The 24899-nt window shown below is 72.3% G+C and carries 23 protein-coding genes; 17 read left to right on the top strand and 6 right to left on the bottom strand.

What is annotated here, in order from left to right; all coding sequences use genetic code 11:
- Positions 1-165: 165 nt before the first annotated feature.
- On the bottom strand, positions 166-447 hold the full coding sequence (locus ACWEVN_RS29910; protein WP_449662016.1) for an Lrp/AsnC family transcriptional regulator: 282 nt from the start codon (positions 445-447) through the stop codon (positions 166-168).
- 45 nt (positions 448-492) lie between these two features.
- Positions 493-1230, bottom strand: coding sequence for a maleylpyruvate isomerase family mycothiol-dependent enzyme (locus tag ACWEVN_RS29905; protein WP_452053509.1), 738 nt, complete (start codon positions 1228-1230; stop codon positions 493-495).
- A 44-nt stretch (positions 1231-1274) separates the two neighbouring features.
- Between ACWEVN_RS29905 and ACWEVN_RS29900 the strand changes: the two genes are divergently transcribed.
- Positions 1275-2177 (top strand): MerR family transcriptional regulator, encoded by a 903-nt coding sequence (locus tag ACWEVN_RS29900; RefSeq protein WP_452053508.1) that lies wholly within the window; start codon positions 1275-1277, stop codon positions 2175-2177.
- Positions 2178-2285: 108 nt separating this feature from the next.
- Here ACWEVN_RS29900 and ACWEVN_RS29895 read toward each other — a convergent pair whose 3' ends face one another.
- The gene (locus ACWEVN_RS29895) at positions 2286-3989 is read right to left on the bottom strand and encodes a DEDD exonuclease domain-containing protein (RefSeq protein WP_452053507.1); all 1704 of its coding nucleotides are present in this window, start codon (positions 3987-3989) and stop codon (positions 2286-2288) included.
- Between the two features lie 97 nt (positions 3990-4086).
- Between ACWEVN_RS29895 and ACWEVN_RS29890 the strand changes: the two genes are divergently transcribed.
- The 4 genes from ACWEVN_RS29890 to ACWEVN_RS29875 all read left to right on the top strand — a co-directional run bounded on the left by ACWEVN_RS29890 (position 4087) and on the right by ACWEVN_RS29875 (position 8536).
- Positions 4087-5484, top strand: a complete 1398-nt coding sequence (locus tag ACWEVN_RS29890; RefSeq protein WP_449682221.1) for an NYN domain-containing protein — start codon at positions 4087-4089, stop codon at positions 5482-5484.
- Between the two features lie 66 nt (positions 5485-5550).
- Positions 5551-5808: a hypothetical protein gene (locus ACWEVN_RS29885; protein WP_449682222.1), complete on the top strand. Its 258-nt coding sequence runs from the start codon at positions 5551-5553 to the stop codon at positions 5806-5808.
- Between the two features lie 443 nt (positions 5809-6251).
- The gene (locus ACWEVN_RS29880; RefSeq protein WP_310977148.1) at positions 6252-7307 is read left to right on the top strand and encodes a C40 family peptidase; all 1056 of its coding nucleotides are present in this window, start codon (positions 6252-6254) and stop codon (positions 7305-7307) included.
- A 71-nt stretch (positions 7308-7378) separates the two neighbouring features.
- The gene (locus tag ACWEVN_RS29875) at positions 7379-8536 is read left to right on the top strand and encodes a glycosyltransferase family 4 protein (protein ID WP_452053506.1); all 1158 of its coding nucleotides are present in this window, start codon (positions 7379-7381) and stop codon (positions 8534-8536) included.
- Here ACWEVN_RS29875 and ACWEVN_RS29870 read toward each other — a convergent pair.
- Positions 8533-9147 carry a uridine kinase gene (locus ACWEVN_RS29870; RefSeq protein ID WP_452053505.1) on the bottom strand — a complete coding sequence of 205 codons (615 nt, stop codon included), beginning with the start codon at positions 9145-9147 and terminating at the stop codon, positions 8533-8535. The two genes, ACWEVN_RS29875 and ACWEVN_RS29870, sit on opposite strands and share 4 nt — an antisense overlap.
- 64 nt (positions 9148-9211) lie before the next feature.
- Between ACWEVN_RS29870 and ACWEVN_RS29865 the strand changes: the two genes are divergently transcribed.
- From ACWEVN_RS29865 to ACWEVN_RS29820, 10 genes are all read left to right on the top strand, one after another.
- Positions 9212-9625: an SRPBCC family protein gene (locus tag ACWEVN_RS29865; RefSeq protein WP_449674830.1), complete on the top strand. Its 414-nt coding sequence runs from the start codon at positions 9212-9214 to the stop codon at positions 9623-9625.
- A 22-nt stretch (positions 9626-9647) separates the two neighbouring features.
- Positions 9648-10859 carry a cytochrome P450 family protein gene (locus tag ACWEVN_RS29860; RefSeq protein WP_449682341.1) on the top strand — a complete coding sequence of 404 codons (1212 nt, stop codon included), beginning with the start codon at positions 9648-9650 and terminating at the stop codon, positions 10857-10859.
- 134 nt (positions 10860-10993) lie between these two features.
- Positions 10994-12274 (top strand): adenosylmethionine--8-amino-7-oxononanoate transaminase, encoded by a 1281-nt coding sequence (locus ACWEVN_RS29855; protein WP_452053504.1) that lies wholly within the window; start codon positions 10994-10996, stop codon positions 12272-12274.
- A 208-nt stretch (positions 12275-12482) separates the two neighbouring features.
- Positions 12483-14714 carry a bifunctional SulP family inorganic anion transporter/carbonic anhydrase gene (locus ACWEVN_RS29850; protein WP_452053503.1) on the top strand — a complete coding sequence of 744 codons (2232 nt, stop codon included), beginning with the start codon at positions 12483-12485 and terminating at the stop codon, positions 14712-14714.
- 307 nt (positions 14715-15021) lie between these two features.
- Complete coding sequence (locus tag ACWEVN_RS29845) at positions 15022-17205, top strand: SulP family inorganic anion transporter (protein ID WP_452053502.1); 2184 nt, start codon at positions 15022-15024, stop codon at positions 17203-17205.
- Positions 17206-17324: 119 nt separating this feature from the next.
- Positions 17325-18044 (top strand): dethiobiotin synthase, encoded by a 720-nt coding sequence (bioD, locus tag ACWEVN_RS29840; RefSeq protein WP_452053510.1) that lies wholly within the window; start codon positions 17325-17327, stop codon positions 18042-18044.
- Between the two features lie 79 nt (positions 18045-18123).
- Complete coding sequence (gene bioB / locus ACWEVN_RS29835) at positions 18124-19137, top strand: biotin synthase BioB (RefSeq protein WP_449682229.1); 1014 nt, start codon at positions 18124-18126, stop codon at positions 19135-19137.
- 4 nt (positions 19138-19141) lie between these two features.
- A complete protein-coding gene (bsaP, locus tag ACWEVN_RS29830; RefSeq protein WP_452053501.1) occupies positions 19142-19327 on the top strand; it encodes a biotin synthase auxiliary protein BsaP in 186 nt (61 codons plus the stop codon).
- A 374-nt stretch (positions 19328-19701) separates the two neighbouring features.
- On the top strand, positions 19702-20298 hold the full coding sequence (locus tag ACWEVN_RS29825) for a DUF2567 domain-containing protein (protein WP_452053500.1): 597 nt from the start codon (positions 19702-19704) through the stop codon (positions 20296-20298).
- Positions 20299-20346: 48 nt separating this feature from the next.
- Entirely contained in the window at positions 20347-21375 is a 1029-nt protein-coding gene (locus tag ACWEVN_RS29820) for a M48 family metallopeptidase (RefSeq protein WP_452053499.1), read from the top strand.
- A gap of 434 nt (positions 21376-21809) precedes the next feature.
- On the opposite strand, the gene ACWEVN_RS29815 is transcribed toward ACWEVN_RS29820, so the two are convergent.
- Complete coding sequence (locus ACWEVN_RS29815; RefSeq protein ID WP_449682232.1) at positions 21810-22526, bottom strand: LON peptidase substrate-binding domain-containing protein; 717 nt, start codon at positions 22524-22526, stop codon at positions 21810-21812.
- Positions 22527-22566: 40 nt separating this feature from the next.
- Entirely contained in the window at positions 22567-23199 is a 633-nt protein-coding gene (locus ACWEVN_RS29810; protein WP_449682233.1) for an NUDIX hydrolase, read from the bottom strand.
- A 113-nt stretch (positions 23200-23312) separates the two neighbouring features.
- On the opposite strand from ACWEVN_RS29810, the gene nadA reads away from it, so the two are divergent.
- A complete protein-coding gene (gene nadA, locus ACWEVN_RS29805) occupies positions 23313-24323 on the top strand; it encodes a quinolinate synthase NadA (RefSeq protein ID WP_449682234.1) in 1011 nt (336 codons plus the stop codon).
- A partial coding sequence (locus ACWEVN_RS29800) for an FAD-binding protein (protein WP_452053498.1) occupies positions 24320-24899 on the top strand: 580 nt, incomplete at its 3' end. The genes nadA and ACWEVN_RS29800, both read left to right, overlap by 4 nt.

The following is a 24899-nucleotide window of genomic DNA, read 5'->3' as shown; positions in this document are numbered from 1 at the left end:
AAGGCCACCTCCCGCGGGAGGTGGCCTTCGTCGTACCCCGGATCGATCTCGGATCCAGCCCGCCGCATCGGCCCAGCGCCAGCGCCCCAATGTGGCGTTGGGTGCGTTGGATGCACCGAACGCCACATTGGGTGCGTTGGACGCACCGAACGCCACATTGGGGCGTTAGTCCTCCACGCCGATCGAGAAGGCTGATTCCGTGTCGGCGCGGCTGTAGGAGCGGAACGCGATGTGCGTGACGGTGTTCAGCACGCCGGGCACCTTCCCGATCTTGCCGGGGATCAGGTCGGCCAGCCCTTCGTGCGTGGGCACCTGCACGGTGGCGATGAGGTCGACGTCCCCGGCGCACGAGTAGACCTCGCCGACACCCTCGATGTCGGCGATCGCCTGCGCCGCGTCCGGGATGGCGTCCGCCTCTGCCTGGATCAACACGATCGCGGTGATCACCTGGGTCCTCCAAGACTCGTCTGCGGGTGTCGCTCGCGATCCTAGCTACGCCGCGGCGTGGGCCAGCCAGTGCGCGGCGAGTGCTGCGTCGCCGGTGACGGTGACGCGGTCCAGGGGCAGGCGGCGGTAGAGCACGAGCAGGAGGTCGGTGACCGGGCCGGTCAGCGTGACGTCCGCGGGTTGGCTGTCCCGGGTCCACCGGACGCCCTCGGGGGTGCGGGTGATCAGCCAGCCGGGGCCGTCGCCGGGGTCGGCGTGGAGGGTCTGGCCGGTGCCGCGGAGCTCGGCGAAGGCCGGGTTGAGGCTCGCCGTGACGGGGTCGGACAGCACGTCCAGCCACTCGCTGATCGCGTCGGAGGCGAGGTCCGGGGCCACGGTGAAGCCCCGGCCGGCGGCCAGGGCCGCGTCGGCATGGTGGACGGTGGTGTCGTGCAGCATCCGGCGCAGCCAGAACCGGGCCGGCTGCGGGCCGAAGAAGGTCCACACCGGAGCGTCCCCGGCGGCCCGCACGGCGTCTTCGAGGTCCTCGGCGCCTTGGTGCAGCCAGGCGGACCACTCGTCCGGGGAGCCGGGGTCGGCGTCGAAGGGGTCGGGCACCGGCGAGGGGCCGTCCCGGACGATGCCGGCGGCCCAGCGGTGGGCCTGGCCGAGGTGGCCGACGAGCACCCGCAGCGGCCACTCCGGGCAGGTGGGCACGGTCCGGTCCGGATCGGCGTTCGCGACGGCGTCGGCGAACCCGGCGGTGTGGTGGCGGAGCCCTGCGGCGAGTCTGGCGTTGTCCATGGCCGTACCGTAGGAATTCCACCCGGCTGGAGGTTCGACGGAAGGTGACCGGAGACACACTCGGCATCGGCGAGCTGGCGCACCGGACGGGCGTGCCCGTCCGCACGATCCGGTTCTACTGTGACGAGGGCGTGCTGGAGCCGGTCCGCAGCGCGGGCGGCCACCGCCGGTTCGACAGCGCGGCGATCGACCGGCTGACGCTGGTGCGCAGGCTGCGCGGGCTCGGGCTGGGCCTGCGCCCGATCACGGACGTCCTGGCCGGCCGCAGGTCCCTCGACGAGGCGGTGGCGGCCGAGAGGACGGCCCTCGACCGCGAGCTGGCCACGCTGAGCTGGCGGCGTTCGGTGCTCCGCGCGGTCGCGGAGGCGCCACCGGCCGACCGCACGGCCCGCTTGGAGCTCCTGTCGGCGGTCCAGGACGGCTACGCGGCACGCGAGACGCTGATCCGCCTGTGGCGCCCGATGACGACGGGCCCGATTCCCCCGGACACGGCCCGGATGTTCTTGGAGATGAGTGCCCCGGAGCCGCCATCGGAGCCCTCGACGGCCCAGGTGGTGGCATACGCCTCGCTGGTGGTGCTGGCGGCGGACGTCCGGTTGGCGTCTTCGCTGGCGGAGAGCACTTTGGCGGGCCACGACCGGATCGCGGACCTGGAGGCGTTGCACGCCGAGGTGGGGGAGGCGTGCGTCGCGGCGGGGGCCTTGGTGGCGGCGGGGGCCAGGCCGGCACCGGGACCGGAGCTGGACCGTTTCGTGGCGGCCCACGCGGCGGCGGTGGGGAAGGCGGACAGCCCGGCCTTCCGCAGGTCCCTGAACCACCGGACGGCCCCGGACCGCAATCCGCGCCTGCGCCGGTACTGGCACCTGGCCGGGGAGGTCACGGGGGAGGTTTCGATGGGCCTCGCCCACACCTGGCTCCTGGACGCGCTCAACGCCTCAGCCGCCTGATCCGCCCAGCCGGCCCCTCTCCTGCGTGTCGACCCTTGAGTCACGCGTGTCGACCCCCGATCACGTGTGTCGACCCCGGTCACGCGGGCCGATTCCCGCCCGGCCCGGTCAGTGGACGCGTTCCAGCGAGTGCGCGTCCGCGACCAGGTCCAGCCACCCGCGCCAGCCTGCGACCGCCGTCGGTTCGGCCCACGGGCGGGTCGTCCGCACCAGCCGTACCCCCGGGCGCGCCAGCCACCGCAGCAGCACGCCCACCTCCTCCGGCGGTGCTCCGTGCAGCGGCCCCGGCTCCGGCAGGACCGTCTCCGCCGATGCCACCAGCGCCTCCACCACCGGCATCGGCGGCACCCCGCGCCGCGCCACGCCCGCCGAGGCCAGGCGGCCGTAGCGGATCACCGTCAGCTCCCAGCCGCCGGCGCCGTCCGGGGCCGCCGCGATCAGCTCGCCGATCGAGGCCAGCGAGGCCTGCCGGTGCGCCCGGCCCAGTGCGCGGATCAGCCCTGCCAGCTCGTCGCGGTGGCGGGCCGCCTGCTCGTAGTGCCGGCCCGCCGCCAGGCGCTCCACGTGGGCCGCCGCCGTGTGCAGGGCACCTCCGTCCACGCCCGCGATCAGGCCCGATACCGACTCGACCGCCGGGCCGTAGGCCTCCACGCTCTGGCGGCCCGCGCACGGTGCCCCGCAGCGGCCCAGCTCCGCCAGCACGCACGGGGTCCCGTTCGCCGACCGCGGCGAGATCCGCTGGGTACACGTTCGCAGGCCCGACGCCCCGGCCAGGGTGTCCGCCGTCGTGCGGGCGTCCGCCTGGTTGCGGAACGGGCCCAGCACCCCCGGCCGCGGCAGGCGGACCACCGACAGCCTCGGGAACGCCTCGTCCGTCAAGCCGATCCACCAGCCCTGGTGCCGGTTCTTCGACCGCCGGTTGTACGCGGGCCGGTGCGCCGCGATCAGCCTGAGCTCGCGCACCTCCGCCTCCAGCGCGTGCGCGCACACCACGTGGTCGACGCGCTCGGCCAGCGCGACCATCTCCCGGATCCGGCTGCGGTTCTCCGAGCCCGTGAAGTACGACCGCACCCGCCGTCGCAGGTCCTTCGCCGTGCCGACGTACAGGACCTCGTCCTTCGGCCCCTTGAACAGGTAGACGCCCGGGGCCGACGGCAGGTCCGCCGCCAGGTGCCGCTTCGCCCGCTGGGCGACGGTCACCTCCGGCAGGTACCCCATCAGCTCCTCGAGCGAGTGGACGCCCAGGTTGCCCACCCGCTCCAGCAGCCCGTGCAGGACGTCGACCGTCGCCCGCGCGTCGTCCAGGGCGCGGTGCGTCGGGCGGGTCCTCGCCCCGAACAGCAGCGCCAGCGCCGTCAGGTTGTACCGCCCGACCTCGTCCCGCGGCACCACCCGCCGGGCCAGCCGGACCGTGCACACCACCGTCAGCTTCGGCCACACGTACCCGTGCCCCTCGCACGCCGCCCGCATGTGGGACGTGTCGAAGCCGGAGTTGTGCGCCACCAGCACCGCGCCCCCGATGAACTCCAGGAACGCCGGCAGCACCTCCTCGATCGGCGGCGCGTCGTAGACCATGGCCTGCGTGATCCCGGTCAGTGAGACGATCTGGGGCGGGATCGGCGTGCCCGGGTTCACCAGCGTGGCGAATTCGCCCAGCACCTCACCCCCGCGCACCTTCACCGCGCCGATCTCGGTGATCCCCGACGGCCCCGGCGGCGCCCCGGTCGTTTCGAGGTCGAAGACGACGAAGGTGGTGTCCCGCAAGGGAGTTCCGAGCTCGTCGAACGCGAGCTGAGCCTGGACCGAACGCATGGGCCGGACTTTAAGGGCGACCACCGACAGTTTCCGCGCGCCGCCGGTCCGTGTGGTGCGCGGCGCGGGATGCGGAGGCGGGGCCTACCCTGGACCAATGCACCCGCAGCCGCTCGTGCCGGAGCCGCCCGGGGACCCCGTCGGTCCCTCGGGCGTCGCGTCGCGCCCCGAGCCGGCCGAAGAGCCCGCTGACCAGGCCGGACACCCCGATCCCGCGACCTGGCCGGCGCTGCCCGAACCGGTGCGCGACCGCATCGCCGAGCTCGCCGCGGCCGCCGTCGCCAAACTGCCCGCCACCGACGTGCCCCGCCAGCTGCGGCCGGTCGCGAAGTTCGCGCCGGCCAAGCGCGCCAAGCTCGGCGGCGCCGCCCTGCTCGCGGCCCTCGCCGACTCGTCCCAGTTCCGGACCGCCGTCATCGAGTGGCTGCGCGAGCACCGCACCGACGCGCTCGACCCCAACGCCGCCGAGTCCGTCGCCGCCGCGGCCGCCGCCGTCCTGCTCGGCGAGTCCGGGGCGACCGGGCGCGTCCGGCTGGTCGCCCGCAACGCCGAGGAAAACGCCCTGCGCGCCGAACGCGACGCCGCGCTCGCCCGCAGCCAGCGGCTGGAGGCCGAGCTCGCCCAGGTCCGCGCCGAGCTCGCCGAAGCGAAACAAGCCGCCGAAAACGCCCGTGGCGAGCGCGAAGGCGAAGTCGAGAAGCTCCTGAAGCGCCTTCGCGAGCAAGGCGTCCAGCTGCGCCAGGCCAGGGACGCGGCCGAAGCGGCGTCCGCGGACGCCGAGCGCGGTTCCGCCGCGCGCAACGACGAGATCGCCGCCCTCACCACGCAGCTCGAGCGAGAACGCCAGCGCGTCGCCGGGGAACGCGCCCGTGCCGAGCGCGCGGTCGCCGACGCCGAGATCGCCCGCCAGTCCGCGCGCGAAGCCCGGCAGGCCGACGAGGTGCGGCTCGCCCTGCTCATCGACACCATCGACGGCGCCGTCACCGGCCTCCGCCGCGAGCTCGCCCTCGGCGCGCGCGGCGCCCGCCCGGCGGACATGGTCCGCGGCGCCAGCACCGGCACCGGCCAGGGCGGCAAGATCGCCGACGTGTCCACCCTGGACCGCTACCTCGCGCTGCCCAACGTGCACCTGATCGTCGACGGCTACAACGTCACCAAGACCGGCTATCCGGAACTCGCCCTCGCCGACCAGCGCGACCGGCTGATCCACCAGCTGCAGGCCCTCGCCGCGCGCACGTCCGCCGAGGTCACCGTGGTGTTCGACGGCGCCGGCGTGCTGTCGGTCCCCGCCTCGGTGCCCCGCGGGGTGCGGGTGCTGTTCTCCGACCGCGGGGTGCTGGCCGACGACGTCATCCGCAACCTGGTCGCGGCCGAGCCGGCGGGGCGGCCGATGGTCGTCGCGACGTCCGACCGGGCGGTCGCGGACTCCGTGCGGGGCCGCGGCGCCCACCCGACGCCGTCATCGGTGCTGGTCAGCCGCCTGTCGAGGGTCTGAAGCCCGAAATTGTCGGTGGTGGCGCCTACCGTCGTCCTCAGTCAGTTCCGACGTGAGGAGGACCACATGAGCGACCGGCCCGAGCTGTCCGAAGTGGACGTCTCGCACATCGCCGTTTCGGACATCGAGAACCTGGTGGTCGACTGCGACCGCTGCGTGGTGCGCGGCATCTCGTGCCACGACTGCGTCGTGAGCGTGCTGCTCGGCGCGCCACCCGCGGTGGCGTGGGACGCCGACGAGCGGCGCGCGATCGACGCGCTGGCCGAGGCCGGGATGGTGCCACACCTGCGGCTGGTGGAAGAACCGATCCGGCGCACCGCCTGATTTCCACCGTTTCGTGACGGCGCGCCGAATGGTCGATTGAATCGGTGAACGGTCGGTAGTCGAAAAGCCCCGCGGAAAACCCCAGCGTGTAACGCCCATCACATCTTTCCTCCCGCCCTGGTCCGAAGGTGTTCAGCGGCGTCACTCAGCGCTTTTGCCGGAGAGGTGGTGGACGTGGTGGCGGTCTTTTCGTAACCTGTCCGAGATCTCGTGGCCCCCGGCCGTCTGTGGAGGCGGCGACACGGGATCGCCGCCGGACGCAGCTTTGTCGGGAAGCTGGGAACCGGAACCACCACCGCGTGCTTCACCTGTTGCGGCCCGTGCATGGCAAAAGCGCACGGTCCGGGTGCGTGGTGGGTGGGACAGCGGTGAAGAGGAACACCCCGACCTCTTCGTGCCCCGGTCCCCGTCGGCGGCCGAGACCAAAGGAGACCCGCGCGACCGTGCAGTCGCATTCCCTCAGGCGCGTGGTTTCAGGTGCGCTCGCCGCGGCCTCGGTGATCACCCTCGTCACCGTGGCCCAGCCGACGGCCACCGCCGCCCCCGTCCCCGTTCTCCAGACCCCGCCCACCGGCTCCGACGCGCTCGCGCAGTACCGCGACCTCGCGGCCCAGGCCGAGAAGCTCAACGAAGACCTGCTGTCCGCCCAGGACGACCTGAAGAAGAAGCAGGGCGAGCTCGACAAGGCCACCGGCGACGTCAACGCGGCCAAGGAACAGGCCACCAAGGCGTCCGAGAGCCAGAAGAAGTACCAGACCGAGGTCGACAAGTTCGCCGGTGCGTCGTTCACCAGCGGTGTCCAGCTGAACAAGCTGTCGGCGCTGCTGGCGGGCACGTCCACGCAGGACTTCCTGGACCGCTCCTCGGCGCTCGAGGTCATCGCGACCGGCAAGAACGCCGCGATGGGCAACCTCACCGGCGCCGTCCAGCAGGCCACCGACGCGGCCGCCAAGGCCAGCGACGCCGCCAAGCGCGCGCAGGACGCGCGGGACGCCGCGGCCAAGCTGACCGAGGACATCAAGGCCAAGCAGAAGACGCTGAACGACCAGATCGATCAGCTGAAGGCGGCCAACAAGAACCTCAGCGCCTCGGACAAGGCCGCGCAGAAGGACCGCGGCGGGACGCCGCCCAGCAACATCAAGGCCCCCACCGCCGCCGCGCAGGCGGCCGTGGACGCCGCGCTGAGCAAGCTCGGCAGCGCCTACGTCTACGGCGCCACCGGCCCGACCAACTTCGACTGCTCCGGCCTCACGTCGTGGGCGTACAAGCAGGCCGGGCTGACCATCCCGCGGACCAGCCGCGAGCAGTCGACCTTCGGCACCGCGGTGCCGCGGGACCAGCTCCAGCCGGGTGACCTCGTGTTCTTCTACTCGCCCGTTTCGCACGTCGGCATGTACATCGGCAACAACCAGATGGTGCACGCGCCCGACACCGGCGACGTCGTGAAGATCTCGCCGCTGCAGAGCCAGTACTCGGGAGCGCGCCGCCCGACGGCGTGACCTCGGAGCAGCACCCCGGAGGGGCGGTACCGCACACGCGGTGCCGCCCCTTCGCCGTTAGCCTCTGGGGCGTGCTCAAGACCCTGCTCGTGACCAACGACTTCCCGCCGCGGCCCGGGGGGATCCAGAACTACCTGAACTCCCTCGCCACCCGGCTGCCGGCGGACGACCTGGTCGTCTACGCGCCGTCGTGGGAGTCGCGGACGGGGTCGCACGAGGAGTTCGACGCCGAAGCGCCGTTCGAGGTCGTCCGGCACCCGACGTCGCTGATGCTGCCGACGCCGGACGTGCTCCGCCGGGCGAAGCAGATCATGCGGGCGCGGGACTGCGAAGCCGTCTGGTTCGGCGCCGCCGCACCGCTCGCGCTGCTGGGGCACCCGCTGCGCCGGGCCGGCGCGCGCCGCGTCGTCGCCTCGACGCACGGCCACGAGGTCGGCTGGTCCATGCTCCCGGCTTCGCGGCAGGCGCTGCGGCGCATCGGCGACACCGCCGACGTCGTCACCTACGTCAGCCGGTACACCCGCGGCCGCTTCGCCGCGGCGTTCGGCGCGATGGCCGGGCTGGAGCTGCTGCCGTCCGGGGTGGACACCGAGGTGTACCGGCCGGATCCGGCTGGGCGCGCGGAAATCCGGGCCCGGCACGGCCTCGGCGACCGGCCGACCGTCGTCTGCGTGTCGCGGCTGGTCCCGCGCAAGGGCCAGGACCAGCTGATCCGCGCGCTGCCGTCGATCCGCGAGCGCGTCCCGGACGCGGCGCTGCTGATCGTCGGCGGCGGCCCGTACCGCAAGAGGCTCACCGAACTGGTCACCGGGCTGGGCCTGGAGCGCGACGTCGTGCTCACCGGGTCGGTGCCGTGGGCCGAGCTGCCCGCGCACTACGCCGCGGGTGACGTCTTCGCGATGCCCGCGCGCACCCGCGGCAAGGGCCTCGACGTCGAAGGGCTCGGCATCGTCTACCTGGAGGCCTCGGCGACCGGGCTGCCGGTGGTGGCCGGCAACTCCGGCGGGGCGCCCGAGGCGGTGCTCGACGAGGTCACCGGGCACGTCGTGGAGGGCCGGGACGTCGTGCAGCTGAGCGAGACCCTGGCCAGCCTGCTGGCCGACCCGGTGCGGGCGCGCCGGATGGGCCAGGCCGGCCGCGAGTGGGTGACGGCGAACTGGCGCTGGGACGTCATGGCGCGGCGGCTGTCCGGCCTGCTGGACGGCGATCCGGTGGCCGTGGTCCGCTAAGGCGTGTAGAGCGCTGGGTGCCGGGGATCGTCGACGCGCACGACGACGTCGGCGAGCGACCCCGGGTCCACTTCTTCCTCGTAGCGTTCGTAGGCCGGGACGGCCCAGGCGTCCGGCACGCGGCGGCGCAGGGCGGCGGGGGAGAGCCACAGGTGCACGGCCAGGTCGAAGGCCAGCCCGGCACCGAGCAGCAGTTCGCCGTCGAGGAGCACGACGGCGCCTTCGGGCAGCGGCACCCGTACGGCGCGGGTCGCGCGGTCGCGCTCGGCGTCCCACAGCGACGGCAGGACCTCGCCGGAACCCTTCAGCGGCTCCAGGACTTCGCGGCGGAGCGCGCCGAGGTCGAGCCAGTCGGTGTAGCGGGCGTCGGGGTTCGTCCGCCCGTGTTCGAAGCGCAGGGACGCGGGCCGCAGGAAGTCGCGCGCCGACACGCGCAGGGTCGCGCGGCCGCGCAGGCGCAGCGGATCGACCAGGGCGTCGGCGAGGTCCGCGGTCCCGGTCGCGCCTGCCGCGCCGTCGACGGCCACCGCGAGCCGCGGCCCGGCGAGCGCGTCGATGCGGTCGGTGAGTTCGCCGGCGAGGACGGCGGGGGAGATCGGGCGGTAGCGCACGGGTTCCCATCCTCCACCCGGGCCGCCCGCCGGTTTTGTCGTACCCCGGTGCGAGGATGAGGACATGACTTCTTCAGTGGGGAAGACGGCCGGTGCCGGGTGGAACATCGGCGTCTCGCGCACCCTGCCGTACCCGGCCGGGGCGGTGTGGGACTTCCTGGTCAGCCGGGACGGCGTCGCGATCTGGCTCGGCCCGGGGGTCGAGCTGCCCACGGAAGCGGGCGCGGAGTACGAAACGGCGAACGGCACGGTGGGCGAGATCCGCAGCTTCGTCGACGGCGACCGGGTGCGGCTGACGTGGCGGCCGAGCGACTGGGACCACGACTCGACCGTGCAGGTGCGGCTGAGCGGCTCGGGGGCGAAGACGACGCTGCGGTTCCACCAGGAATGGCTTGCGGGCGCGGAAGAGCGCGAGGAACAGCGGGCATACTGGCAGGACGTGACCGAGCGCGTCGTGACGGCACTCGCCGAACGCTGACGCGGTGAGTTTGGGGGCTGACGTGACGAGCGACGAGATCCTCGAGGTGCCGCGGGACTTCGCCCAGGACGCGCACGTGTTCTCGGAGCTGCTGCGCGGGGGCGGCCCGGTGCGCCACGTGCGGCTGCCGCCGCGAGGGCTGCCGTGCTACCTGGTCACCGGGTTCGCGGAGGCGCGGGCGCTGCTGGCCGATCCGCGGCTGCAGAAGAACAGCCAGGGCATCCGCCGGGTGTCCGAAGCGAAGCTGCCGCCGGAGGCCCTGCTGAACGGGCTGGGGCAGGACCTGAACTGGCACATGCTGAACTCGGACCCGCCGGACCACACGCGGCTGCGGAAGCTGGTGAACAAGGCGTTCACCGGGCGCACGGTGGCCCGGCTGCGGCCGCGGGTGGAGGAGATCACCGCGGAGCTGCTCGACGCGCTGGCCGGGCAGGAGCGGGCGGACCTGGTGGCGTCGTTCGCCGCGCCGCTGCCGATCACGGTGATCTGCGAGCTGCTCGGCGTCCGCGAGGAGGATCGCTCGGAGTTTTCGGGCTGGTCCAAGACCCTGCTGGGCGCGGCGGCGCACCCGGAACAGGTCCAGGCCGCGGCGGCGAGCATGTACGCGTACTTGACGGACCTGATCGCCCAGAAGCGCGCCGAGCCGGCGGAAGACCTGCTGTCCGATCTGGTCCACGCCAGCGACGACGGCGACTCGCTGTCCGAGCCCGAGCTGGTGTCGATGGCCTTCCTGCTGCTGGTGGCGGGCCACGAGACAACGGTCAACCTGATCGCGAACGGCGTGCTGGCGTTGCTGCGCGAGCCGGAGCAGCTGGCCCGCCTGCGCGCGGAGCCGGAGCTGCTGCCGGGAGCGGTGGAGGAGTTCCTGCGTTTCGACGGCCCGATCCACCTGGCCACGCTGAGGTTCACGGCGGAGCCGGTGGAGGTGGCGGGGGTGACGATCCCGGAGGGCGAGTTCGTGCTGGTGTCCTTGCTGGGAGCGAACCGCGACGCGGAGCGGTACCCGGAGCCGGACAAGCTGGACATCACCCGAGCGGCGGGCGGCCACTTGGCGTTCGGCCACGGAATCCACTACTGCGTCGGGGCACCGCTGGCCCGCTTGGAGGCCGAGATCGCACTGGGTGGCTTGCTGGACAGGTTCCCGGACATCGCCCTGGACGGGAAGCCGGACGAGCTCCTGTACCGCACCAGCTCACTGGTCCACGGACTGGAGACCTTGCCGGTCCGCCTCTGAGGACCACTCCCGCAGCACCGGCCGTAGTCACAATCGAGCTTCGGGGTGGTGGGCAAAACAACCGCCACCGAAACTCCGAGACCGATATCGCCAGGGCTGGAAACCGAGCCGAACCGGTGTCGTAGGGTCGCGGAATGGACCCAGCCGACCTGCTCGCCCTGGACGCCCAGCACGTCTGGCACCCCTACGCGCCCATGCCGGCGAAGGTGCCGTCCCTGCTGGTCACCGAAGCGAGCGGCGTCCGGCTCACCCTCGCCGACGGCCGCGAGCTCGTCGACGGCATGTCCTCGTGGTGGTCCGCCGTCCACGGCTATCGGCACCCCGTCCTCGACGCCGCCCTCGCCGCCCAGGCCGGGCGGATGAGCCACGTCATGTTCGGCGGCCTCACCCACGAACCCGCCATCACCCTCGCCAAGACCCTCGCCGACCTCAGCCCCGACGGGCTCGAGCACGTCTTCCTCTGCGATTCCGGTTCCGTCTCCGTCGAAGTCGCCGTCAAGATGTGCCTGCAGTACCAGCGCTCCCGCGGCCGGACCGGCAAGCACAAGCTGCTCACCTGGCGCGGCGGCTACCACGGGGACACGTTCACCCCGATGAGCGTCTGCGACCCCGAAGGCGGCATGCACTCGCTCTGGCGCGGGGTCCTGCCCGAACAGATCTTCGTGCCCGCACCGCCGTCCGGTTTCGACACCCCGCCCGATCCGTCCTATGTGGACGTCCTGGCCGCCGCGATCGAGCGGCACCAAGGCGAACTCGCCGCGGTGATCGTCGAACCCGTGGTGCAGGGGGCCGGCGGGATGCGGTTCCACCACCCCGCCTACCTGCGCGCCCTCCGGGAACTCACCGCAGCGCACGACGTCCTCCTCGTCTTCGACGAGATCGCGACCGGCTTCGGCCGCACCGGCGCGCTGTTCGCCGCCGAGCACGCCGGTGTCACGCCCGACGTCATGTGCGTCGGCAAGGCGCTCACCGGTGGCTACCTGAGCATGGCCGCCGCCCTGTGCACCCCGGACGTCGCCGCCGGGATCGCGCAAGGCGAACTGCCCGTCCTTGCGCACGGCCCCACCTTCATGGGCAACCCGCTCGCGTCCGCCGTCGCCAATGCCTCCCTCGGCCTGCTCGCCGACGGCTGCTGGCGCAGCGACGTCAGTCGGATCGAAAAGGCTCTGCTCGACGGCCTCGCCCCGGCGCGCGACCTGCCCGCCGTCACCGACGTGCGGGTGCTGGGCGGGATCGGTGTGCTGCAGCTCGACCACCCCGTCGACATGGCCGTCGCCACCGACGTCGTCACCGCGAACGGGGCTTGGCTGCGGCCGTTCCGGGACCTCGTCTACGCCATGCCGCCCTACGTTTCGACGGACGACGACCTCGCCGTGATCACCCGGGCGATGCTCGCGGTCGCCGAAAAGGCCTGAATTCAGCACATCGGGTGTGACCACCGGCACACCGAGACCCGAAGGTCCCTCACCGTCGCGCTGCGTGGCAGAGCAAGATCGAAACCACGCGAACGGTCGAGGCGGTAAGTGTGAAGCAGCCGCCGAACCCGGTCCGTCCTGTGCCCGGACGAACGCGAGAAATGCTTGCGTAGCGGACTTTTCGCGCGGTTTCGGCGATCCTGCCCCCATGATCGAGATCGTTCGTGGCGAACACGACACCGGACCCCCGAAGCCTTCCGCCCACCTGGAGAACCTCAAGCACGACGTCCTCGCGTCGATCGTCGTCTTCCTCGTCGCCGTCCCCCTGTCCCTCGGCGTGGCCTTCGCCGCCGGGGCGCCGCTGCTCTCCGGCCTGATCTCCGCCGTCGTCGGCGGGCTGGTCGCGAGCCTCTTCGGCGGATCGCCGCTGCAGGTCAGCGGGCCCTCCGCCGCCCTCACCGTGGTGCTGGCCGACACGATCGCCACCCACGGCTGGCCCGTCACCTGCGCGATCACCGTCGCCGCGGGCCTGCTCCAGATCCTCTTCGGCCTCACCCGGGCCGCCCGCGCCGCGCTCGCCGTCTCGCCGGCGATCGTGCACGGCCTGCTCGCCGGCATCGGCGTCACGCTGGTCCTCGGCCAGCTGCACGTCGTCCTCGGCGGCTCGGCGCAGGGTTCCGCGCTCGCCAACGTCCTGGCGCTGCCGGGACAGGTCGCCGCGCACCACGACCAGGCGGTGCTGATCGGCGTCGTCACCCTCGGCGTCCTGCTGGCCTGGCCGCGGCTGCCGAAGGCCGTCCGCCGCGTGCCCGCGCCACTGGCCGCCGTCACGCTGGCCACCGGCCTGTCCGTCGCGGCCGGGATGACCCTCCCGCGCGTCGACCTCCCGGCCGGGCTGCCCGCGCTGCACGTCGTGCCGCGGCTGCCGGACGGCGGCTGGGGCGGCTTCGCCGTCGCCGCGGTCACCATCGCGCTCATCGCCGGCCTGGAGAGCCTGCTGTCCGCCGTTTCGGTGGACAAGCTCCGCGGCGGCCCGCGCACCGACCTCGACCGCGAACTCATCGGGCAGGGCGCGGCGAACGTCGCCGCCGGCGCGCTCGGCGGGTTCCCCGTCACCGGCGTCATCGTGCGCAGCATGACCAACTACGAGGCCGGCGCGCGCACCCGGGCCTCGGCGATCCTGCACTGCGTCTGGATCCTCGCCGCCTGCCTCCTGCTCACCGGCGTCCTGCGGCTGATCCCGCTCGCCGCGCTGGCCGCGCTGCTGGTCTACGTCGGCTTGAAGCTCGTGAACCTCCACGGTCTCAAGGAAGTCCGCCGCCACGGCGACCTGCCGGTGTACGTCGTGACGCTGGCCGGCGCGGTGGCCGTCAACCTGCTCACCGGGGTCGCGGCGGGAATCCTGCTCGCGCTCGCGATGATGCTGCGGCGGATGATCTTCTCCGGCATCCACGTCGAGACGGACGGCGAGCGCCACCGCGTCGTCATCGAAGGGGCGCTGACGTTCCTGTCCGTGCCCCGGCTGACCCGCGTGCTCGCCGAGCTGCCCCCGCACGCCGACGTCACCCTCGAACTGCTCGTCGACTACCTCGACCACGCCGCGTTCGACTGCCTGCGCGGCTGGCAACAGGCGCACCCGGGGCGGGTCACCGTCGACGAGATCGGGCACCCGTGGTTCGAACGCGGCCGCGCGGGGGAGCCGACCGTGCGCCGCAGCGTCGCCGCGCGGGTCGTGCCGCGGTGGCTGGCGCCGTGGTCGCAGTGGCAGGCCGAGCACGTCGTGCTGCCCGCCCAGCGCACGGCCAGCTCGCTGCTGTGCCGCGGCGCCTCCGAGTTCCAGCGCCGCACCGCGCCCCTGCTGCGCGAGACGTGGGACGGCCTGGCGCACGGTCAGCAGCCGCACACGCTGTTCATCACCTGCGGCGACGCGCGGATCGTGCCCAACCTGATCACCACCAGCGGGCCGGGTGACCTGTTCACCGTGCGGAACATCGGCAACCTGGTGCCGCCGGCCGACGGCACCGACTCGTCGGTCGGTGCGGCGATCGAGTACGCCGTCGGCGTCCTGGAGGTCGCCGAGATCGTGGTCTGCGGGCATTCCTCCTGCGGCGCGATGAAGGCGCTGCTCGGCCGGGCCCCGGACGGTCTCGACCAGCTCGGCAGCTGGCTGCGCCACGGTCAGGCGACGCTCCGGCGCCGCAGCCGCGAGGCACCGCTCCTGCTCGGCGGCGAACGGCCGGCCGCCGAGGCCGACCAGCTGGCGCTGCAGAACGTCGTGCAGCAGCTGGAAACCCTGCGCGGCTACCCGGTGGTCGCGGCCGCCCTGGAGCGGGGCGCGCTGCGGCTGACCGGGATGTACTTCGACGTCGGCGCCGCACAAGTGTCCCTTTTGGACGATGCCGCCCGCGGGTTCGTCCCCGCGGGCGCGCTGGAGCACTGACCGCAGCCCGCCCCGAGCGCCCCAATGTGGCGTTGGGTGCGCTGGACGCACCGAACGCCACATTGGGTGCGCTGGACGCACCGAACGCCACATTGGGTGCGCTGGACGCACCGAACGCCACATTGGGGCGCATGGGAACCGGCGTGAAGCCCTTATATAGCCCGGAATTTATCTGTCGGGCGACAGGCTGCCGCGTGTTACCGTGGCGTTAACGGGATGTCCGATTTGTGACAAAAGAGTGAAATACCGCCAATCCTTCACTCGATCGGGTGGTGCATAGCGGACATTTCACTCGATTTCCGGTTGCATGGTGATCATGAGACCCCTCGCCGTGCTCCGACACGACCTGCCGGCCTCACTGGTCGTCTTCCTCGTAGCTGTCCCCCTGTCCCTCGGCATCGCCCTCGCTTCGGGCGCCCCGGTCGCCGCCGGGCTGATCGCCGCCGTCGTCGGCGGCATCGTCGCCGGCGCGCTCGGCGGCTCCGCCCTGCAGGTGAGCGGGCCCGCCGCCGGCCTGACCGTGGTGATGTACGAAACCATCCAGACGTTCGGGTGGGCGGTCACCTGTGCGATCACCGTTCTCGCCGGTGCGTGCCAAGTCCTGCTGGGGCTGAGCCGCATCGCGCGCGCCGCGCTGGCCATCTCGCCGGCGATCGTGCACGGCATGCTGGCCGGCATCGGCGTCACGATCGTGCTCGGCCAGCTGCACGTCATCCTCGGCGGCAAGGCCCAGAGCTCCGCGATCGAGAACATCGCCGAGCTGCCCGCCCAGATCGTCGCCCACCACGACTCGGCCACCATCGTCGGCCTGATCACCATCGCGCTGCTGCTGATCTGGCCGAAGCTGCCGGAAGCCGTCCGCAAGGTGCCGGGCCCGCTCGCCGCGATCGCGGCGGCCACCGTGGTGTCCGTCGGGTTCGGGATGACGCTCCCGCGCGTCGAACTGCCCGGTGACCTGCTGAACATCCACCTCGTCCCGCAGCTGCCGGACGGCGGCTGGGGCGGGTTCGCCCTCGCCGTCGTCACGATCGCGCTGATCGCCAGCGTGGAGAGCCTGCTCTCGGCGGTCGCCGTCGACAAGATGCACACCGGGCCGCGCGCCAACCTCGACCGCGAGCTGGTCGGGCAGGGCACGGCCAACATGATCTCCGGCGCGCTGGGCGGCCTGCCCGTCACCGGTGTCATCGTCCGCAGCTCCACCAACGTCACCGCCGGGGCGAAGTCCCGGGCGTCGGCGGTGCTGCACGGCGTCTGGGTGCTGCTGTTCGTCGTCCTGCTCGCCGGGCTGATCCAGAGCATCCCGCTGGCCGCCCTGGCCGGGCTGCTGGTGCACGTCGGCGCGAAGCTGGTCAACCCCGGGCACATGAAAACCGTGCTGGCCCACGGTGATCTGCCCGTCTACCTGCTCACCCTCGGCGGGGTCGTGGTGTTCGACCTGCTGACCGGCGTGCTGGCGGGCATCGGGCTGGCGCTGGTGCTGATGCTGCGCCGCACGGTCTGGTCGGGCATTCACGTCGAGCGCGAAGGCGACGACTGGCGCGTCGTCGTCGAAGGTGTCCTGACGTTCCTGTCGGTGCCGCGGCTGTCGAAGGTGCTCGGGACCGTCCCGGCCGGGGTCACCGTCCGGCTCGAGCTGGTCGTCGACTACCTGGACCACGCGGCGTTCGAAAGCCTGCACACGTGGCAGACGGCGCACGAGCGCGCCGGCGGCACGGTGGAGGTCGACGAGGTCGGCCACCCCTGGTTCGGCGAAGGCAAGGCGGGCCGCCCGACGCGGTCCCGGATCGCCGCGAGCCGGGCGGTCCCGCGCTGGCTGGCACCGTGGTCGGAGTGGCAGGCGGCGGAAGCGGTCGAGATCCCGGCCCAGCAGACCCGCCGCGGCGCCACGGAGTTCCACCGCCGCGCGGCCCCGCTGCTGCGCGACACGCTGTCGGGCCTGGCCGACGGCCAGCGGCCGCGCACGCTGTTCATCACCTGCGGCGACTCGCGGATCGTGCCGAACCTGATCACGACGAGCGGGCCGGGCGACCTGTTCACCATCCGCAACATCGGCAACCTGGTCCCGCCCGGGCAGGCCGACGCGTCGATGAACGCGTCGATCGAGTACGCGGTGGGCGTGCTCGGGGTGGCGGAGATCGTCGTCTGCGGCCATTCCTCCTGCGGCGCGATGGCGGCGCTGGCCGACGGCCCGCCGCCGGGGCCGCTGTCGGACTGGCTGCGCCACGCGGAGCCGAGCGCGCACCGGCTGGGCTCGGCCACGCTCGACGGCGGTGTCCCGGATCGCGAGGGTGACCGCCTGGCGCTGCACAACGTGCTGCAGCAGCTGGAGCACCTGCGCGAGTACCCGTCCGTGGCGGCGGCGGAATCGGCCGGGAAGCTGCAGCTGACCGGCATGTACTTCCACGTCGGCGACGCCCAGGTGTACCTGTTCGACGCGGCCGAGCGGACGTTCCGCCCGGCCGGGGCTCCGGTGGCGGTGCCGGGCGCCTGACCGTCGCTGCCCGAGTCCGAGCCGGGTCCGCAGCCCGCGGGCCCGGCTCGCGGCGACCCGCTGACCACGGCCCGCGTGCGCGACCGGGCACGGAGTCACTATGTTGATGGTCCGTGACCATGCTGGTGATGACGGGGACCGGGACCGGGGTCGGCAAGACGATCACCACGGCGGCGATCGCGGCCCTGGCGGCGGCCGGGGGACAGCGGGTGGCCGTGCTGAAGCCGGCCCAGACCGGGGTGCGGCCCGACGAGCCCGGTGACCTCCAGGACGTCCGGCGCCTCGCCGGGCCGGTCGTCACCACGCGCGAGCTGCGCCGCTACCCGGATCCGCTCTCCCCGGAGGCGGCCGCCCGGCGCAGCGGCCTGCCCACGCTCGACCCCGGCGAGATCGCCCAGGCCGCGTCCGACCTCGACACCGCGCACGACCTCACCCTCATCGAGGGCGCCGGCGGGCTGCTGGTGCGCTTCGACGGCACCGGCGCCAGCCTCGCCGACGTCGCCTGGTCGCTCGGCTCGCTGGTGATCATCGTGGCCGAAGCCGGCCTGGGGACCCTGAACGCCACCGCGCTCACGGCCGAGGTGGCGACCAAGCGTGGGCTGACCGTCGCCGGCGTCATCATCGGCGCCTGGCCGGCCGAACCGGACCTGGCGGCGCTGTCCAACCTCGAAGACCTGCCGGTCGCGGCGGGGGCGCCGCTGCTCGGCGTGCTGCCCGCCGGCATCGGCCAGGCGTCCCGCGAGGACTTCCTGACCGCGGCCCGGGCCGGCCTCTCGCCGTGGTTCGGCGGCGAATTCGACCCGGAGCTCTTCGCGGGCTGCGCTTCCGCCGGGAAGTGACCTGCATCGCTGTCCCCTCGTGGCCCCTTCGGGCACGATGAGGGACGCTTTCCCGCACCACCTCGATCAAGGAGCCGCCGTGACCGCAGTCCCGGACACCGATGTTCTCGCCTTGGCGCGCGAGCAGGTCCTCGAAAACGGCGTCGGCCTCGGCGAACAGCAGGTCCTGGACGTGCTCCGGCTGCCCGACGAGCGGCTGCCCGACCTCCTCGCCCTCGCGCACGAGGTGCGGATGCGCTGGTGCGGGCCGGAGGTCGAGGTCGAGGGCATCATCAGCCTGAAGACCGGCGGCTGCCCCGAGGACTGCCACTTCTGCTCCCAGTCCGGCCGCTTCCCGACGCCGGTGCGGTCGGCGTGGCTCGACATCCCCAACCTGGTCAAGGCCGCCCGGCAGACCGCCGAGACCGGCGCGACGGAGTTCTGCATCGTCGCCGCCGTCCGCGGTCCGGACCAGCGGCTGCTCTCGCAGGTCCGGGAAGGCGTGCGTGCCATCCGCGAGGACGGCAACGACATCCAGATCGCCTGCTCGCTGGGCATGCTGACGCAGGAGCAGGTCGACGAGCTCGTCGACATGGGTGTCCACCGCTACAACCACAACCTGGAGACGGCGCGCTCGCACTTCCCGTCGGTGGTCACGACGCACACGTGGGAAGAGCGCTGGGACACCCTGCGGATGGTCGCCGAGGCGGGCATGGAGGTCTGCTGCGGCGGCATCATCGGCATGGGGGAGACGGTCGAGCAGCGCGCGGAGTTCGCCGTGCAGCTGGCCGAGCTGAACCCGCACGAAGTGCCGATGAACTTCCTCATCCCGCAGCCGGGAACCCCGTACGAGCACTACGAAATCGTCGAGGGCCGCGACGCGCTCCGGACGGTGGCGGCGTTCCGCCTCGCGATGCCGCGCACGATGCTCCGCTTCGCGGGCGGCCGCGAGCTGACGCTCGGTGACCTGGGCGCGGAGCAGGGCATGCTGGGCGGGATCAACGCGATCATCGTCGGCAACTACCTGACGAACCTCGGCCGGCCGGCTTCGGCGGACCTGGAGATGCTGGACGAGCTCAAGATGCCGATCAAGGCCCTCAGTGATAGCCTCTGACGCGGTGTTCTGTGTCCACTGTGGACAGGAGTCGCCGGGTGGAACGGACCACCCGGCGTGCCACAACCCGCGGACGGCACTGGAGCCGCCGCGGTACTGCACGTTCTGCGCGCGCCGGCTGGTGGTCCAGGTGAGCCCGCTCGGCTGGACGGCCCGCTGCAGCCGCCACGGCGAGACGGCAAGCGGCTGAGGACGGCTCTCGGGTGGACGAACCGGTTCGTTCATCGCTCGCGAGGTGGCTCGTGGGTAACGAACTGGATCGTTCATTGCCTCGGCGGGCGCGGCCTGGGTAACTAACCAGGCCGTTCATTGCCTCGGTGGACGTGGCCTGCATAACTAACCAGATCGTTCACTGAACTCGGGCGGCGCACCGTGACGAACCAGGTCGTTCATGGTCCGGCGCCCGTCGCCGTCTAACTAACCAGATCGTTCACAGCTCCGCGGCGGTCGCGGCGTAACTAACCAGATCGTTCACAACACCCGGCCCGACACGGGCGGAGCGGCTCACGGCGCTCACGCATCGACCGGTTACGCTCGGTGGCACTGTCGCAGGAAGGAGTCCGGGTGAGTGAGTCGTCGGGGCCCGCGCACCGGCCGTCGGCCGTGCCCGGTCCGTGGTCGGTGCCCGTGCTGTTCCGGGAGCGGCGGCCCCGGGTCGTGGTCAAGGCGGACCTGCTGCCCGCACTGAGCGTCCTGCTCGCGCTGACCGTGTTCAGCTTCCCGATCGGCTTCCTGTGGTCCCTGCTCGCGCCGCCCGAGCGCGTCCGGATCATCTCGGCCGACGGCGCCCAGGGCGCGCTCGAACTCGAGAGCTGGCACCGCTTCGACGACCTGGCGATCTTCGGGTTCCTCACGCTCGGCTTCGGGATCGTCGCCGGCGTCGTCGCCTGGCTGCTGCGCGAGCGGCGCGGGCCGGTGGTGTTCCTCGCCGCGGTGCTCGGCGTCGCGGTCACGAGCGCGCTGGCGATGTGGATCGGCCTCCGGATGGCCAACGGCCACTACACGATCACCACCCCGCCCGCGCTGGGCGCGGTGATCGAGCTGGCGCCGCGCCTGGAGTCGTGGTGGGTGCTGCTGACCGGCCCGCTCGGCGTGTCGATCGCCTACACCCTGCTGGCCACCTGGAACGGGCGCGACGACCTGGGCCGCCGCCTCGGCTGACCGGTTTCCCCTAAGGTGGTGGCCGTCACCTACAGGGGGGAACCAACAGTGACCGAGGACATCGAGGTTTCGCGGCACAACGCCGTCCGTTTTCCCGGCATCAGCCCGCGCGCGTACGAGCACCCGGTGGACCGCGGCGCGCTCGCCACGTTGCGCGCGGTGCCCGGCTTCGCCCAGGTCGTCAAGGCGGTTTCGGGCTTCTACAACGAGCGCGGCGAGCGGCTGATGGCGCTGGCGTCGTCGATCCGCGTCGGGCCGAAGCAGTACCCGGAGCTCGACCGGCTGCGCCACGAGTGCGCCGAGACGCTGGACCTGCCCGCGGTGCCGAACCTGTTCGTCTTCCAGAACCCGCGGATCCGCGCGGAGGCGGTCGGCATGGACGAGCCGTTCCTCCGGGTCAGCACCGGGCTCGTCGAGCTGATGAACCAGGAGTCCCTGCGGTTCGTGATCGGCCACGAGATGGGGCACGTGCTGTCCGGGCACGCGGTCTACCGCACGATCATGGTGCGGCTGATCGGGCTGCAGCCGGCGGTGTCGTGGACGCCGGTCAGCGCGATCGGCATCCGCGCGATCATCGCGGCGCTGCGCGAGTGGTTCCGCAAGGCGGAGCTGTCGTGCGACCGGGCGGGGTTGCTGTGCAGCCAGAACCCGACGGCGGCCCTGCGCGCCCAGATCCAGGTGGCGGGCGGCATCGACCCGGCCCGCATCGACGTCCCGTCGTTCCTGCAGCAGGCGGCGGAGTACGAGTCGGTCGAGGACATCCGCGACAGTTTCCTCAAGCTCAAGTCGGTCGAGACGGAGTCGCACCCGTTCGCGGTGGTCCGCGCGGCGCAGCTGCAGAAGTGGGCGGCCTCGGAGGACTACCGCGCAATCCTGGCGGGCGACTACACACGCCGCGACGCCGACACCCCGGCATCGGACTGGAAGGACGACTTGAAGTCGGCGGCCCAGTCGTACAAGGAATCGTGGAACTCATCGACGGACCCCCTGACAAAGGTGTTCAGCGACGTCGGCGAAGCGGTTTCGGGCGCGGCGGGCAAGGTGTGGAACAAGTTCGGCAACGGCTCCGGCTCCTGACCACCGCTGCCGGGACGGTTGTCCTCAAGTCGGCCCGCGTGTGGACAACTGAGCCGGTCCGCCGCAGTTTCGCCGGTTCCGTGGGTGGGGGCCGATAGACTGGACCGGGGTCAGCCCCCAGGGATGGGTGGGGCGTGTCAGGCGGGCGCTCGGTCAGATGCCTCATCGGTCTCGACCGCAGGCTGACACCGGACTTGCCCCCGCCCAGGCCTGCCCCGCCACCCCGATCCGAAGCCAGCACGCGGACGGTGGTGCCGGGTCAAGGCACGCTTTCCCGCCTTGACGCGGTACCACCGTCCGTGGTGACAATCGCGGCTTCGGGGTGGTGGGCACCGCGCAGACCAGCTACAGCTCCGGGCAGAGACCAGGAGACCCTTCCACCGCAGCAGCAGCGACCGACTTCGCCGAAACCCTGCGCAAGAACGAGAGCCGGCTCAGTTCAAGCTGGCCGGCCGGCTCAGATCCGTCAGCTCCCCGGGCGGCAGCGGCACCGCGCCCAGCGTGTTCAAGAACCCCGCCTCCCGCGTCAAAAGCCGGCACGCGATGCGCAGGCGGCGCAACGGGTGGCGTTCCTCCAGCAGCCTCTGGCGGTCCTCCAGTGGCAGCAGGCAGTCCGCCGCCAGCACGTACGCCAGCTCGGCGATCGTCGTTTCCGGTTCCGGGGCCTGCCAGTCGTCGCTGCGCCATGCCGTTTCGCAATACCTCTGGTGGGCCGCGCGGGCCACCGTCGCCAAGCGCTCTGCCATGTCTCCGGACGGGGCGACCGGGTCGTCGTCGAGCCACTCCACCGAGGCGATCAGGTACGGGGCCGACACGCAGTCCAGCTCGCGCAGGCGGAAGCGGCGCTGGGCCTGCGTCACCACGTCGAACCGGCCGTCCGGGAGGCGCTTGGCCTCGCGCAGGATCGTGCTGCAGCCCACCTCGTGCAACTGGTCCAGACCACGGACCTCGCGGGTCAGGGACGAGCGCAGGGCGACCACGCCGAACTCGCGGCCCGGCACCGTTCCGCTCATCAGGTCCGCCGTGAGCTGCCGGTACCGCGGTTCGAAGATGTGCAGCGGAAGCTTGGTGCCGGGCAGCAGCACGGTCTGAAGCGGGAACAACGGCAGGATCGTCGTCGTCGCGTCACTTTCCGATTCCGGCTCGGTCACGCGTCCACCGTAAGGGCAGAACGCTTCCGGCGCAGGATGGTCACCGGTTCGGCGGCTTGAACACCGCGAACGGATCCGTGATCTGCATGCCCTTGCCGGCGAAGGAGAACAGCGCCGCCGGACGGCCGCCCGAGCGGCCCGGTGCCGCCGTGTGACCCGTCGGGACCAGCAAGCCGCGGCGGGACAGCACCCGTTGCAGGTTGGTCGCCGAGACGCGGTAACCCAGCGCCGCCGAATACAGGCCTCGCAACGCCGAAATCGTGAACTCGTCGGGCGCCAGCGCGAAGCCGAGATTGGTGTACGACAGCTTCGAACGCAGCCGGTCGCGGGCGCGCAGCACGATCGCCTCGTGGTCGAACGCCGTCCGCGGCAGCGAAGCGACGTCGTGCCACTCCGTGTCCTCCGGCACCTCCGGGTCGACGTCGGACGGGACGAGACCGAGGAACGCCGTCGCCACCACGCGCGGCCCCGGGACGCGGTCCGGGGCGCTGAACACCGCGAGCTGCTCGACGTGCTTGAGCTGGCGGACATCCACCTTCTCGGCGAGCTGGCGCCGGATCGACGTCTCGACGTCCTCGTCCGGCCGCAGCCGCCCGCCCGGCAGCGACCAGCGGCCGAGGTGCGGGTCCAGCGCCCGGCGCCACAACAGCACCCGCAGTGTGTCCGAGCGCACTTGAAGGACCGCGCCCAAAACCTCGTGGGCCAGGGGGGCCTGGGTGTTAAGATGACTTCGCACGGTTTTCGATTGTAAGGCGAAAACCGGAGACAGGTCCAGGAGGGCCAACCATGACTTCGACGCTCGAACAGGACCTCACCCCCTACGGCGGGGTCGAGGCGAACGCGGCCTGGGCGGAGGAGGTGCGGCGCCTGGCGAAGCAGCGCGACGCGGTCCTGCTCGCGCACAACTACCAGGTCCCGGAGATCCAGGACATCGCCGACCACACCGGCGACTCCCTCGCCCTCAGCCGCATCGCGGCGAGCAGTGACGCCTCCACCATCGTCTTCTGCGGCGTGCACTTCATGGCCGAGACCGCGAAGATCCTCTCGCCGGAAAAGACCGTCCTGATCCCGGACGCGCGGGCCGGCTGCTCGCTGGCCGACTCCATCACCGGCGCCGAGTTGCGGGCCTGGAAGGCCGAGCACCCGGGCGCGGTGGTCGTCTCCTACGTCAACACCACGGCCGAGGTCAAGGCCGAGACCGACATCTGCTGCACGTCCTCGAACGCGGTCGACGTTGTCGCCTCCATCCCCGCTGACCAGGAAGTTCTCTTCCTGCCGGACCAGTTCCTGGGCGCGCACGTCAAGCGCGTCACCGGCCGGGAGAACATGCACGTCTGGGCCGGCGAGTGCCACGTCCACGCCGGCATCAACGGCGCCGAGCTGGCCGAGCGCGCGGCCGAGGAGCCGGACGCCGACCTGTTCATCCACCCCGAGTGCGGCTGCGCGACCTCGGCGCTCTACCTGGCCGGCGAGGGGGCCGTGGCGCCGGACCGGGTCAAGATCCTCTCCACCGGCGACATGGTCCACGAGGCCCGCGACACCAAGGCCAAGACCGTCCTGGTGGCCACCGAGATCGGCATGATCCACCAGCTTCGCAAGGCCGCGCCGGACATCGACTTCCGCGCGGTGAACGACCGCGCGTCCTGCCGGTACATGAAGATGATCACGCCCGCCGCGCTGCTGCGCTGCCTGCGTGACGGTCTCGACGAGGTGCACGTCGACCTCGAAACCGCCGCCAAGGCTCGCGCTTCGGTGCAGCGGATGATCGAGATCGGGCAGCCCGGCGGCGGCGAATGACCACGCCGGTTAATGACCCACGGGCGAAAACCCCGGTTTGGGAGGCTCGCGCCGACCTGGTCGTGATCGGCAGCGGTGTCGCGGGGCTGACCGCGGCGCTGCGGGCGCAGGCCCTCGGGCTGCACGTCCTGGTGATCACCAAGGCCGCCGTCGCGGACGGCAACACGCGCTGGGCCCAGGGCGGCGTCGCCGTCGTCCTGGAAGACCAGCACGACCTCGACGACTCGGCCGCCAAGCACGCCGAGGACACGCTGACCGCGGGCGCCGGCCTGTGCGACGAGCCGGCGGTGCGCTCGATCATCGACGGCGGCCCGGCCGCGGTCGCCCGGCTGCGGGCGGACGGCGCGCAATTCGACGTCGCCGCCTCCGGGCTGCTCGCGCGGGGCCGCGAAGGCGGGCACAGCGCGTTCCGCGTGATCCACGCGGGCGGCGACGCGACCGGCGCCGAAGTCGAACGCGCGTTGGTCGCGCAGGCCGGGCACAACCACCGGGTCAAGTTCCCGCTGAACGAGCCAGCCGTCGCGAAGAAGAAGTCCCAGATCGACGAGTACCTCGAGTTCTACGACGGTGCCGGCT

Source organism: Amycolatopsis sp. NPDC003861, assembly GCF_053605405.1.
The sequence above is the reverse complement of the archived record's forward strand: the minus strand, read 5'-3'. Positions and strand labels throughout refer to the sequence as shown.

What these genes read in the sequence shown, in the direction of transcription:
- ACWEVN_RS29905 (WP_452053509.1), bottom strand. Translation starts at nt 1,230, where the DNA reads ATGGACAACGCCAGACTCGCCGCAGGGCTCCGCCACCACACCGCCGGG.
- ACWEVN_RS29895 (WP_452053507.1), bottom strand. Translation starts at nt 3,989, where the DNA reads ATGCGTTCGGTCCAGGCTCAGCTCGCGTTCGACGAGCTCGGAACTCCC.
- ACWEVN_RS29890 (WP_449682221.1), top strand. Translation starts at nt 4,087, where the DNA reads ATGCACCCGCAGCCGCTCGTGCCGGAGCCGCCCGGGGACCCCGTCGGT.
- ACWEVN_RS29885 (WP_449682222.1), top strand. Translation starts at nt 5,551, where the DNA reads ATGAGCGACCGGCCCGAGCTGTCCGAAGTGGACGTCTCGCACATCGCC.
- ACWEVN_RS29865 (WP_449674830.1), top strand. Translation starts at nt 9,212, where the DNA reads ATGACTTCTTCAGTGGGGAAGACGGCCGGTGCCGGGTGGAACATCGGC.
- ACWEVN_RS29855 (WP_452053504.1), top strand. Translation starts at nt 10,994, where the DNA reads ATGGACCCAGCCGACCTGCTCGCCCTGGACGCCCAGCACGTCTGGCAC.
- ACWEVN_RS29850 (WP_452053503.1), top strand. Translation starts at nt 12,483, where the DNA reads ATGATCGAGATCGTTCGTGGCGAACACGACACCGGACCCCCGAAGCCT.
- ACWEVN_RS29845 (WP_452053502.1), top strand. Translation starts at nt 15,022, where the DNA reads ATGGTGATCATGAGACCCCTCGCCGTGCTCCGACACGACCTGCCGGCC.
- bioD (WP_452053510.1), top strand. Translation starts at nt 17,325, where the DNA reads ATGCTGGTGATGACGGGGACCGGGACCGGGGTCGGCAAGACGATCACC.
- nadA (WP_449682234.1), top strand. Translation starts at nt 23,313, where the DNA reads ATGACTTCGACGCTCGAACAGGACCTCACCCCCTACGGCGGGGTCGAG.